Here is a 12,202-nt window from a genome sequence, read left to right as displayed (position 1 = left end):
TAAGAAAAAAGTTTCTTCACAGCTTTAACCTTGCCTTACCCACTACAGTTGGCAAGAAAAATAAAAAAGAGAACAGAGACTAACTCCATTCTCTCAAGTTTATGCACGACTTCTTTTATCTCCTAAAAGAAATCATCAAAAAGACTTAACTGATTATCTTCTGGCATATTGCCTAGGATTCCCATTTCATCTAGCTTTTCAACCAAAGTGGATGAAAGGCCTCCTCGTTTACGCAATTCTGTTTTAGAAAGGAATTCTCCTTCCTCACGTGCAGCAACTACCTGCTTAGCAACATTCTCGCCCAAACCTTCAAGTGCAATAAACGGTGGAATCAAGGTATCTCCCTCAATCAGAAATTCAGTTGCCTGACTTTTGTAAAGATCTAACTGACCAAAGGTAAAGCCACGTTCTAACATTTCATTGACAATTTCAAGAGTCGTAAACAAATCAATTTCCACATTAGTCGCTTCATTTCGTTGACGCTTTTCTTTAATATCTTCCATTCTCGCTTTAACAGCATCAAGCCCTGCCGACATAGTCTTAAGTTCAAAAGCTTTGGCACGGATAGAAAAGTAGGCACAATAGTAATAAATAGGATGGTGTACTTTGAAATAAGCGACACGCAGGGCCATCATAACGTAGGCTGCCGCATGGGCTTTCGGGAACATGTACTTGATTTTTCCACAAGATTCAATATACCAGTCTGGAACATTATTTTCACGCATGGCTTGAATATAGCCATTACGCTCTTCTTCAGAAATCTTCAACCACATTCCCTTACGCACACGTTCCATGATGGTGAAGGCCATCTTAGGATCTAATCCCGCATGCATTAGGTATACCATGATATCGTCACGACAACCGATAACGGTTTTCAGAGTGGCAATACCTTCCTTGATCAAATCTTGTGCATTACCCAACCAAACGTCTGTACCATGAGACAAACCAGATAACTGTAAGAGTTCCGCAAAGGTCGTCGGATGCGTCTCATCGACCATACCACGAACAAAGTTAGTCCCAAACTCAGGGATTCCCAACATTCCCGTTGGTGTCCCAATCTGTTCAGGTGTTACACCTAAAATATCGGTACCTGAAAAAAGCTTCATTACATCTGGATCATCTGCTCGAATATCTTTGGGATCAATTCCCGATAAATCCTGCAACTTACGAATCATCGTCGGATCATCATGTCCCAGAATATCAAGCTTCAACACGTTCTCATCAATATCGTGGAAGTTAAAGTGAGTCGTTTGCCAAGCAGCAGTCACATCATCGGCTGGATATTGGACGGGGGTAAAATCATAGACATCCATATAATTTGGAATAACAACGATACCACCTGGGTGTTGACCTGTACTTCGCTTAACCCCAGCAGCTCCCATGGCCAAACGATCGACCTCGGCATCACGGTAAAACTTATTGTAATCACGCTCATAACCCTTGACAAAACCATAAGCCGTCCTATCTGCAACAGTACCTACTGTTCCAGCACGAAAGGCATATTGCTCACCAAAAATATCTCGAACATCTAAGTGGGCTGACGGCTGATCATCTCCTGAGAAGTTCAAATCAATATCAGGAACCTTGTCCCCATCAAAACCTAGGAAGGTTTCGAAAGGAATATCTTGACCATCTTTCTTATACTCGGATCCACATTCTGAACACTTCTTATCAGGCAAATCAAAACCAGAACCATAAGAACCATCTGTGATGAACTCAGAATGTTGACATTTAGGACATAAATAATGAGGAGGCATAGGATTTACCTCAGTAATTCCTATCATTGTCGCAACAAAACTAGAGCCAACAGACCCTCGAGAGCCAACCAAGTAACCACGTTCATTTGAACGGTTAACCAACATCTGTGAAGCCAGATAGATTACGGCAAAGCCATTACCAAGAATTGAAGACAATTCTTTCTCAATCCGTAGGTCAATAATATCAGGTAGAGGATTACCGTATAGCTCAAATGCTTTAGCATAAGTCATCTCAGCAACTTGCTCCTCCGCACGATCAATAAAAGGCGTGTACAAGTCTTTTTTGACAACCTCGACCTCTTCAATTTGGTCAGCCATAGCCTGCGTATTCGTTACTACAACCTCATAGGCCAACTCTTTCCCCAAAAAGGCAAAGTCATCTAGCATCTCGTTGGTTGTTCTAAAATGTGCTTCGGGTAAAGGAGCCGGTTTAGCATTTTCTCCCTTACCAATCGGCCTATTAATCATGGCTCCTTGTCCCAAAGCACGAACAATGATTTCACGATAAATGGCATCCTCAGGATTGATATAATGTACATTTCCGGTAGCAAGTACAGGCTTGTCAAGACGATTAGCAACCTCTATCAAATCCCGAATCAGCTGTTCTACAGTTGCCTCATCCTTAATTAAATCCTTTGCAATCAATGGCGCATAAATTGCCGGTGGCATAACTTCAATAAAGTCATAATATTTAGCAACTTCAACTGCCTTTTCAATACCATGAGACAAGAGCGTATCAAAAACCTCACCGTCCGCGCAAGCAGAACCTACAATGATTCCTTCACGATACTCATCTAAAACCGTACGAGGAATACGGGCTACTCCCTCAAAATATGATACATTTGATAGGCTGACCAATTTAAAGATATTCTTCAAACCAGTTTGATTCTGAACATAGAGCGTCGCATGTTTGACACGAGACTTTTTATACGAATCCTCAGAAACCAACTCCGTGTTCAACTGTTCCAGATTAGTCAAACCATGCTTATCAAATACATCTTTAATGAAAATAAACAACAAACGACCCGTAGCTTCCGCATCATAATTGGCCATATGGTGGTGATCCAAAGCTACACCAAAACGTTTGGTTAAAGGTCCCAAACCATGACGCTTATACTCAGGATAAAGATTTCTAGCAAATTCCAAAGTATCAATAACCGGTTGTGAAATTGTTGGTAATTGATTTCTTTCATAATTGGCATTCATAAACCCAACGTCAAAGGTCGCATTGTGGGCTACTAGCACCGTTCCCTGACAAAAAACTTGAAACTCCTGTAATACTTGTAACAAAGGTTTGGCACCTTTAACATGATTGTCAGTAATACCAGTCAATTCAGTAGTAAACGCAGACAAGGGGTAACCTGGATCAATAAATTCATCAAATTGCTCAATAATATTACCTTTATGCATTTTTGATGCCGCAATCTGAATCAAATCATTATGAACAGCAGACAAGCCCGTCGTTTCAACGTCAAAAACAACATATGTTGCTTCTTTTAATTCCAATTCCTCAGAATTATAAACAATAGGAACCTTATCCTCAACAAGATTAGCTTCAAGACCAAAAATAGCTTTAATCCCTGCTTTTTTAGCCCTATGGTAACCATGAGGAAAACTCTGAACATTGGCATGGTCAGTTATAGCAACTGCTGGATGCCCCCAAGAGGCCGCTGTATCAATAAGCTCCTCAACGGTAGGCATCGCATCCATAGTTGACATATTGGTATGAGCATGGAATTCAACACGCTTTTGTCCCTCAGGCATCAAATCCTTACGAGGTGTATGAGAAATCTCCTTAATATCTTGTACATTCATCGTCAAACTATGTGTATAAGGATTATTCTCAATACGTCCTCGAACCCTTACCCAGTTTCCCTTTTTAATCATATCGAACTTAGCGAGCTCTTCACTATCCTTCGCCCAACGTTGCATCGCAAAACTTGAAGTATAATCAGTTACTTTAAAATTAATGATAATACGTCCTGTCTTCGTTTCACGTTGTTCAACATCAAAGATATATCCCTCAAAGACAATTCTGTTTTCTTCAGAATTAACATCAATCATCGGGGTTATCTCAGCCTTATCAAAGCTTGCCTGACGTTGGCTTTGTTTCTCGGTATATCTTGGACTCTGCTCAAGTCGAGAAGTTGATACTGGTTCACTTTCAACAATAGATTGAAGAACTTGTTTGGCTTGAGATTCAGCTTGCTCTTGCAAGGAAACTTTATTTGTTTCATAAGCCGTTTCGAAAGAAGAAGATACATCTTTATCTTCAATAACGGAAACTTTAACATCAGACAATCCAACATTTGAAAGAACATTAGAAACTAAAAAAATAAATCTATCCTGAACATTCTCTCTAAAAATATGAGATGGAGCTTTAACGAGAATTTCTTTATTAAAAAATTCAACACTGAGATTGGAGAATAAAGAATAAAGGGAAAAATGTGAAACTTTTAAAGACTCTAAAGCATAAGAAAAATAGAAAGATAGTAAGTCATTATCACAAGACGATGACTCCAAAATAAACTCATAAGAAACTTCTGCACCAAGGGTATTAAAAGTAGACTGAAGTAACGAATTAAAAAGGTTAAAGCCCTCACTTGACAAAACATTTTGAAAAGTAAAAACAAAAAACCAACGACGTTTTGATTTTGATAATTTTACAGAGTGAATAGAACCATCTTTAATTTCATTATAAGTTTTATGATCCTTAGGAAAACGAATTTGTTTTAAAAGAAGCTGAAATTTATCAGACATAAAAAATAACTCCTATATACAAAAAAACACTCCTCATGGAGTGTAACTTATACCGGCGGCCGGGGTCGAACCGGCACGTCCTTGCGGACACTGGATTTTGAGTTCCATAACTCCATTATTTAAATCTTACAACCCTGATTTAATAGGGTTTTAAGCCTTTTGAATCTTGCAAAATAGACTCATTTTTCAAATTTTAGTAACTTTTTGGTAACACTCCATACCTTATCGTTCTAAGAGCATCATCAGAGAATAGACGATATGTCCCAACAGGTTATATTCATCCAGAGGTATTCAAGACACTTGTACGATTAACAGTTAATGTAATCATTTTATTTTCTCCTTTAATTAGGGTAAGTGTTTTTTATTATTTTAACAAAAATAACTCTTTAGCCCAAGAATTTGATAATTCATTTTCTAACAAAACTTTTTCTTGCCATATACCAGAATATTTTAAACCACAATCTTTAGCAGAATTTTTATGATTCCCATTTATATTTTCAGGCATAAGCGCTGGTATCTCTTTCCATACACTTCTTGATTTACCATTCATTGTTAATACTCTGTCATCGTGAAAATTAAAAGTTCCATATCCTTTTTCTTGAGGTAAAAATGATAAGTTCTCACTTGGGATATAAAGCATATTTGATTGCAAATTACTCATATGGTCGCAAGAATGAGGATGAAATGGATACATATTTTGCAGAGATTCTTTATCATTCATCATATTACCAATTTGCAAATAACCATAAATGATATTTAGATCCGGGGCATCTTTTTTAAAATGCAATGTTCCGTTGTAAATATCTCCTTCGGTTTGTCTAAACCATCCGAAAAATAGAAAAAGATCCCCGATAGAAACATTTTGATTTCTTAATAATCCCTGTGAGCTTTTAATTTGACCAAATGCTGCTCTCCAGTTAGAAACAGGAGTATTCCTAAGATTTTCTCTTATATCTGGATCAAGATGACAATTATAATGATTTGTTTTATCTTCTTTCCCTTTTAGTTGTCTTAAGATATCTGAAAATAATACTCCGTTATAGTTTAAGTCGTCAAAAGAGATACTATCAAACTTGGCAGGTATTGGCAATGAAAGTAGCGTCCCATCAGGTAATATAGGACTCGGGATGGAACCATTGGATGAATCAAATCCCTTTCTTGATAAAATTATTTTCACAATTCTTTTCCTCGTATAAAGAATGGATGATAGGGCAAATCCATTACTTTGTTTTGTGAACCTAGTATAGTTTCAGCAAATTCCATTAATTCTAACACATCAGTAAATCTCTCTTCCGAATTATAAAATCCATTTTTAGCATTCCATCTTGGGAATGGTTTCCCATTCATTCTTGCTCGTTCTCCCATCGGAAAAAAGTCTAAAATTTCTTTAGGAATTTCAAGTGGAGACTTACCAAAATAATTAAAACGGTCTGCAAGAATCACTATTTCATTCATAAAACTTGATTGGTTTAATCCATTCTTTTCAATCAGCCATTGATAAGTATAAGCATCTCTTCTATTATTAGATTTTGGAGATAGTAAATATTCTTTCATTGTTAAAATTTCACTAATTTTAGCAACAAAAATTAGATGATTATATTTTGGAGTGATAAACATCCCTTGATCATCTCTCCATTTTTTCCCATCATTTGAATGCCCTGCTACAGCCATTATGTAAGCATCTACCGACTTAGAGTTTATTTTATCCGCCCAGTTCTTTTTAATATTCCTTCTTAACTGAAGCATACACCCTCCTTCGGTAAGAAGATTGGGAGTTGTATCATAATTTTCTGTAAAAACACAAGGATTGATACCATAATCATGAGTCATTCTATAGCAGTAAAAAATGGTTTGTTTGTCCACTCTTTTTATCTCCTTCTCTCTAAATTTAATAAAGTTTTAGAATCTTTTACTTTCTTTTTCCTAATAAATTCTCTGAATCGTATATAAAGATTGATAGTAATTCACCTTTCTTAGTTGACTTACTCCCTAGGTCCTTTCTCATCTCATTCATCACTTCTTCAACAGCATTCAGTAATTCTTTAGGTTCTAGTTGTTTATTACCTTCTAAAGACTTTTGTCTAAAATCATTCCACTTTTTAACTACCTTGGGTGAGCCCCAAAGTGATAGTTTGCTATTGAAATCATTGATATCCTTAATCATGTCTTCATTAGAATATACAAAATCACCTTTTCCACTTAGAGAAACTTTGTGAATCACTGTAAATAAGTCGGAGTATGGTCCCTCTCTTTTAGTAGCTAAATATTCCCTTTTTTTATTCCTTTGTTCTGAATATCTCGAATAAAATGAATTTAATAGGGTAATTGAACCTGTTATTAATGCTACTAATACTACAACATCCACACTTGAAGTCATATTTTGTAAGTACGTAACGATACCTTGAATAAAAGTCGGAACATTATCATACAAGTATAGTGCTATATAATAAATATCAACCATTAGAAAAAGGATAAGGCAATAATTCCATTTTTTATTTTTTAGGGTATTGTTGCCAATATAATTAGCCAATATAATTGTTAATATAAAACAAATCCAAAATAACATATTACTCTCTCGCTTTAATATTATCTACACTGTCAATTTCATATCTACATTTTTTAAGATAAAGTAAACTAATAACAAAATCTAAATGTAAAATCATTCAACAAAAATATACTAATCTTTACCTATTGAGACTTAATCTTATAAACCATCAATCTGCATTAAAATAATCAGAAACCTCTTTAAAGAGAGTCTGTAATATTTCTTGCTCCTCTTCATCTAAATTGTTTTCAGAGACTAGCTCATCCAAATACTTAGGTAGAGTAGAATGGTTTTTAATTCCATTCATGACAATTGCAAATTTCAGATCATCTAGTTCAGTTTTATTAAACCCTTTTAGCTTCTTCAAATCAATTCTAGTGATTGGATGTGGGACAACATCTAGAGTACTGTAAATGGTTTTTCCTAATAAGTAATCTGTCGTGGTATCAAATAATTTTGCTAATTTGACAACGGCTTCTAAACTAGGCTCTAAAGTTCCATTTTCCCAACGAGAATAAGTACCTTGTTGTACATCGATCATCTCGGAAACTTGTACCTGAGTTAATTTCTTACTCTTTCTCAGTTCCTTAAGACGATCTCCAAAAGAATTATTATTAAACATTGTTTCCTCTTTAATATTCGATTCTGTATATTTTGTCTTGACAAAATATTCTAAACGGTATAAAATAGAATTATTCCATAAGGAATATTTATTTTGAGATTGAATATTCCATTGAGAATATTATAGCATAAAAGGAGGTAAAAGCGTATGTAACTAGTAGTCGATTTAAAAAATTTTAATAAAGGAGGTAGGATTCGACAAAATAAAAAAATCTTGAAACAAATGTGCCGTTCGTTCCAAGATCAAAACATATTATGTAACAATTATACCACAGAAAACTCTTCAGTTGCACAAGAAATTTTCGGAGGTTTCACAAAAAGATGACCAATAAAGAGTTAGTCAATCAAATTTCTGGCCTAAACTCTACCTCTACTCTTAAAAACTGGATTCAACTGATTAAAGAGATAAGTGGCAAGGAATTTAAGAAAATTAAAGTTCCTATCAGTAGAAATCCCAGAACTCATCAATTAAGTTATACAGTTGCCTATGACTTTACAGACGAAGACCTTAGACAATTTCAAAAGTTAGCTAACCTAAAACTTGAAATAGGTCTCAAAAAGGCTATACAAGCCGTATTTGGGAGTCTACCAGACAATGAGCAAGAATCCCTAAACCAAGTAATAGATGAGCTCTACGATGAACTGAGCGCCTTAAAACAGGAATTTAAGCGAGAAATACGACTGATACAAATTGAGAATACCAACCTAAAAAAGAGAATCCAAGATATTGAAGAGTCGATGCAAACCGGCTTACTAGGGTTTGTTAACAAGAGGTCAAAAAATAGGTTCGGCTAATAGCGAGTTTTCGGCTGAGCCAGGAGGCAGAAAGTCGAAAATGAGCGTAGATGCGGACGGACCATTTTTGACCGATAGGGTGTGTAGTAACACCACCCTCTGCAAGTTAGGTGTACCATCGAAAAAATTCAGTATTACCAAGGGTTTTGGAGATTTTAAGGGTGGCAAAATTAGGCAAAAAGTTGAATCAAAATCTATGGCAAAAAATGAGCATTTACGTTCTGTATTTGACTGGATTCAAATTCAGTTTGATAAGACTGAATTTTCGCCAAAAGAAATAATCGAAGATATCCTATTTCTTGACTTTGACCTATTTATTGAGAATAAGGGGAGCCTTAAATACTATAACTATGATAGCCAGCTTCATTATGGGAATATCCGTATCTACTATGGATCGAAAGAGTCGTCCTACATGCTTGTCATGTCAGGACAGGCACTAGAGTTCTATAGAGATATGGTATTAGATCCAAATAGTCTCTCCGAAAGACAGTTTCTGAACAACCTCTACTACAATTACATTCATTTTTCAGTAAGACGAATTGATATTGCAATAGATGATTTTAATGAAACACCCTATTTCACTCCTAATCAACTTCTAAAGATTTGTCAGAAGAAACGCTTTCTATATGGAAAAAGCACCTACTACAATACCTACGGAGATGAAACGATCGGTCAGACCTTATATTTAAGAAAACCCAATGATGATGAAAGACTTAGAATTTACGATAAGCGCTTAGAACAAGCTGAAAAGCTCGGGATCAGCAAGCGGTATATAGAAAATTGGATAAGAACTGAGTTAGAACTTAGGAAAGCAAAAGCTCACTACTTCATTCAAGAATGGTTGCATTCAGAAATAGATCTTCTTAACTTTACCAAGGGATACCTCAAAGAAAAAGTGAGGTTCTATAGTGATAGTCACTTCTCAAAACCTTTGAGATCTTGGGAAAAGTTTTTAGGTCACTCAAAACCTGTCTCTATCATTATTTCAAAACCAAAGACAGAACTAGAACAAAAATTAGAATGGTTTACCTATAAAGGTTCTGGAGCTATTCTAAAAGCGTATAAATTTCTATACGACAATAACTTACTGCATGAGTATGAGAAATCTAACTATCTCGCACTCAACAATATGGAATATCCACCAGATTTAGCAAGTGGATTAATAGAAAGGGCAATTCTCTTTAAAAGAGAAGATTTAATCCCTACAATCAAAGAAAATATCAAAAGGAGAAATTAAATATGGCAAAAATGCTCTCACAAAATGACTGGAATTTCAATAACATTGGAACAAAATTTGAATTGGATGAAGTCATTCCAAAATTTGAAACGGAAGTCCGAGCAGATGCAAACGGAGAAATTATCAAAAACCGAGATGGTAGCGAAAGACGTTTTAATACCGATAAAATCATTGGTTGGAAATACAATGTAACGATCAAGGATGGACAATTCAAAAAGAAATCAACCCAAGTCTCAGTAGACAATCCAGAAGCTTTAGTCGATAATGACTATATCCAAGCAATGGATCAAGTACCAGTTACATTTGACAATTTACAAGCTACTATGATTAGTTCAACGATGTATTACAAGGCGGATGCTATCCATTTAGTAGATGTAAAACAAAAATAAGTATAAGACAAGGGGAGTTAATCCTCCCCGTACTTAATCTAATTAGAAAAGGAGAGCACATGATTAAAACTGTAACAAAAGATGACCTTATCGAACTTGGATTTGCTCCAGGAACTGCAAGAAAGATTATCCATACTGGCAAATTACTATTAGTGAATCGTGGTTTTAATATCTACGATAACAAACGGATTGGTACAATTCCAGCCAGTGTCGCTGAAGAACTACTAGGAATTGAACTCCAGAAAGAAGCATAATGAATGACTATTCGTAAAACTAAAAGTGGTAAATGGACTGTTGATGTTTCTAACGGTTTCCACCCAGTCACACAAAAAAGAATACGTATTATTCGTAAAGGATTAAAATCTAAAAAGGAAGCCCTAGAACTTGAACAACATATTAGAGTTGTAGAATTAAAAGAAAAACAATTTGACTTTGTAGTAACAACGGATATGTTATTCGACTTACTTGAAGAAGATGATTTGAAAAATGGCAGAAAAGTAAGCTACACAAGTACACAAAGAAATAATTATGAGCGTCATATTAAGCCATATTTTAAAAATACAAATTTAAATAAATTAACGTATGACCATATATTCGAATTTCGTGAATACCTAAAAACAAAACCTAAAAAACAAAATGAAAATGAAGTTTTAAGCTATAATACAATTAATAAGGTTCTGATTCTACTTAAAAAAATTTTTGATACTGGTATAAGAAAATCACTCATTGATAAAAATCCAGTTAAGAATCTGAGAAAATTACCAATTAGGAAGCCTGATATTAAATTTTGGAGTATAGAAGAATTCACGAGATTTAGAGGACTTATTCGAGATGATGAAATAAGTTATGACCTGTTTTTCGTAATTGCTTTCTTTACTGGAATGAGAATGGGAGAAATCCTCGCATTGAACTGGAATGATATAAATCTTTTAACAAATACGATTTACGTTACCAAAACGGTATACTTTGTTAATAATACAAGCTACATTAATACAACAAAAACACGATCAGGAACTAGAAATATAACAATAAATCAGAAATTAGCAGAAATGCTAATAGATTGGAAAGTAAAACAAAAAGAAAAACTTGAGGAATTTACGAAAAATACTGAAGAACTTCAAATAATACAGAGTACACCAATATCAATTACAAAAAATATGATTGATAAGAAGTTTAAGCAAATACTAGAAAGGGATAAAGATTTAAAGAAAATAAGAATTCATGATTTAAGACACTCTCATGCATCATTACTTATAAATCAAGGAGAAGATTATCTTGTTGTCAAAGAAAGATTAGGACACGCATCTATTACAACAACAATTGATACTTATTCTCATTTGTACCCTAGCAAACAGAAAACATTGGCTAATAAACTTGATGATTTATTTTAAAATGGAAAAAATTGGTAACTCAACAAAAACAGAGAAAAAAAGACAAGGTCCGAAAACCTTGTCTTTTTTACTATACCGGCGGCCGGGGTCGAACCGGCACGTCCTTGCGGACACTGGATTTTGAGTCCAGCGCGTCTGCCAATTCCGCCACGCCGGCAAAGTATAACTGGGGTAGCTGGATTCGAACCAACGCATGAGGGAGTCAAAGTCCCTTGCCTTACCGCTTGGCTATACCCCAAAATATAGGCGAATGAGGGGAATCGAACCCCCGAATGTCAGAGCCACAATCTGATGTGTTAACCACTTCACCACATTCGCCATTATATTAACACGGGCAGTAGGAATTGAACCCACACTGAAGGTTTTGGAGACCTTAGTTCTACCTTTAAACTATGCCCGTTACTATGGAAGGGGAGGGATTCGAACCCCCGAACCCGAAGGAGCGGATTTACAGTCCGCCGCGTTTAGCCTCTTCGCTACCCTTCCAAATATAAATAAATGGCGCGAGACGGAATCGAACCGCCGACACATGGAGCTTCAATCCATTGCTCTACCAACTGAGCTACCGAGCCAAATTGCGGGAGCAGGATTTGAACCTACGACCTTCGGGTTATGAGCCCGACGAGCTACCTAGCTGCTCCATCCCGCGATAAAATTAAGGAGGATGTGGGATTCGAACCCACGCACGCTTTTACACGCCTGACGGT

General features: G+C 35.7%; 10 protein-coding genes and 7 tRNA genes. 5 read left to right on the top strand and 12 right to left on the bottom strand.

The window, feature by feature from the left end:
• Positions 1–122 precede the first annotated feature (122 nt).
• The 5 genes from HMPREF0848_RS09510 to HMPREF0848_RS09490 form a co-directional block, all read right to left on the bottom strand.
• Complete coding sequence (locus HMPREF0848_RS09510) at positions 123–4,517, bottom strand: PolC-type DNA polymerase III (protein ID WP_008536216.1); 4,395 nt, start codon at positions 4,515–4,517, stop codon at positions 123–125.
• A 364-nt stretch (positions 4,518–4,881) separates the two neighbouring features.
• Positions 4,882–5,694, bottom strand: a complete 813-nt coding sequence (locus tag HMPREF0848_RS09505) for a hypothetical protein (RefSeq protein ID WP_004182153.1) — start codon at positions 5,692–5,694, stop codon at positions 4,882–4,884.
• Positions 5,691–6,347, bottom strand: coding sequence for a hypothetical protein (locus tag HMPREF0848_RS09500; protein WP_008536214.1), 657 nt, complete (start codon positions 6,345–6,347; stop codon positions 5,691–5,693). The genes HMPREF0848_RS09505 and HMPREF0848_RS09500 overlap by 4 nt, the downstream gene beginning before the upstream one ends.
• A 79-nt stretch (positions 6,348–6,426) precedes the next feature.
• Positions 6,427–7,083 carry a hypothetical protein gene (locus HMPREF0848_RS09495; RefSeq protein WP_008536212.1) on the bottom strand — a complete coding sequence of 219 codons (657 nt, stop codon included), beginning with the start codon at positions 7,081–7,083 and terminating at the stop codon, positions 6,427–6,429.
• Positions 7,084–7,231: 148 nt separating this feature from the next.
• On the bottom strand, positions 7,232–7,684 hold the full coding sequence (locus HMPREF0848_RS09490; RefSeq protein WP_004182172.1) for a helix-turn-helix domain-containing protein: 453 nt from the start codon (positions 7,682–7,684) through the stop codon (positions 7,232–7,234).
• Between the two features lie 320 nt (positions 7,685–8,004).
• On the opposite strand from HMPREF0848_RS09490, the gene HMPREF0848_RS09485 reads away from it, so the two are divergent.
• The 5 genes from HMPREF0848_RS09485 to HMPREF0848_RS09465 are packed head-to-tail and all read left to right on the top strand — an operon-like array spanning position 8,005 to position 11,495.
• Positions 8,005–8,478: a hypothetical protein gene (locus tag HMPREF0848_RS09485; RefSeq protein ID WP_008536210.1), complete on the top strand. Its 474-nt coding sequence runs from the start codon at positions 8,005–8,007 to the stop codon at positions 8,476–8,478.
• Positions 8,479–8,518: 40 nt separating this feature from the next.
• Positions 8,519–9,715, top strand: coding sequence for a replication initiation factor domain-containing protein (locus HMPREF0848_RS09480; protein WP_004182182.1), 1,197 nt, complete (start codon positions 8,519–8,521; stop codon positions 9,713–9,715).
• A gap of 2 nt (positions 9,716–9,717) precedes the next feature.
• On the top strand, positions 9,718–10,104 hold the full coding sequence (locus tag HMPREF0848_RS09475) for a hypothetical protein (RefSeq protein WP_001096844.1): 387 nt from the start codon (positions 9,718–9,720) through the stop codon (positions 10,102–10,104).
• A gap of 59 nt (positions 10,105–10,163) precedes the next feature.
• Positions 10,164–10,358 carry a DUF3173 domain-containing protein gene (locus tag HMPREF0848_RS09470; RefSeq protein ID WP_000598356.1) on the top strand — a complete coding sequence of 65 codons (195 nt, stop codon included), beginning with the start codon at positions 10,164–10,166 and terminating at the stop codon, positions 10,356–10,358.
• A gap of 3 nt (positions 10,359–10,361) precedes the next feature.
• Positions 10,362–11,495 carry a tyrosine-type recombinase/integrase gene (locus HMPREF0848_RS09465; protein ID WP_004182166.1) on the top strand — a complete coding sequence of 378 codons (1,134 nt, stop codon included), beginning with the start codon at positions 10,362–10,364 and terminating at the stop codon, positions 11,493–11,495.
• 73 nt (positions 11,496–11,568) lie between these two features.
• Here HMPREF0848_RS09465 and HMPREF0848_RS09460 read toward each other — a convergent pair.
• The 7 genes from HMPREF0848_RS09460 to HMPREF0848_RS09430 all read right to left on the bottom strand — a co-directional run bounded on the left by HMPREF0848_RS09460 (position 11,569) and on the right by HMPREF0848_RS09430 (position 12,144).
• A tRNA-Leu gene (locus HMPREF0848_RS09460) sits at positions 11,569–11,652 on the bottom strand.
• 9 nt (positions 11,653–11,661) lie between these two features.
• Positions 11,662–11,733 (bottom strand) — tRNA-Gln (locus tag HMPREF0848_RS09455).
• 7 nt (positions 11,734–11,740) lie between these two features.
• Positions 11,741–11,813 (bottom strand) — tRNA-His (locus tag HMPREF0848_RS09450).
• Positions 11,814–11,824: 11 nt separating this feature from the next.
• Positions 11,825–11,895 (bottom strand) — tRNA-Trp (locus HMPREF0848_RS09445).
• Positions 11,896–11,900: 5 nt separating this feature from the next.
• Positions 11,901–11,981, bottom strand: a tRNA-Tyr gene (locus tag HMPREF0848_RS09440).
• 13 nt (positions 11,982–11,994) lie between these two features.
• Positions 11,995–12,067: transfer RNA gene (locus HMPREF0848_RS09435), tRNA-Phe, on the bottom strand.
• 3 nt (positions 12,068–12,070) lie between these two features.
• Positions 12,071–12,144 (bottom strand) — tRNA-Met (locus tag HMPREF0848_RS09430).
• Positions 12,145–12,202: the final 58 nt, after the last annotated feature.

Origin of the sequence: Streptococcus sp. C150 (genome assembly GCF_000187445.1) — a bacterium.
Classification (GTDB): Bacteria; Bacillota; Bacilli; order Lactobacillales; family Streptococcaceae; genus Streptococcus; species Streptococcus raffinosi.
Note: the sequence above shows the minus strand (reverse complement) of the source record. Positions and strands in the feature narration are given on the sequence as shown.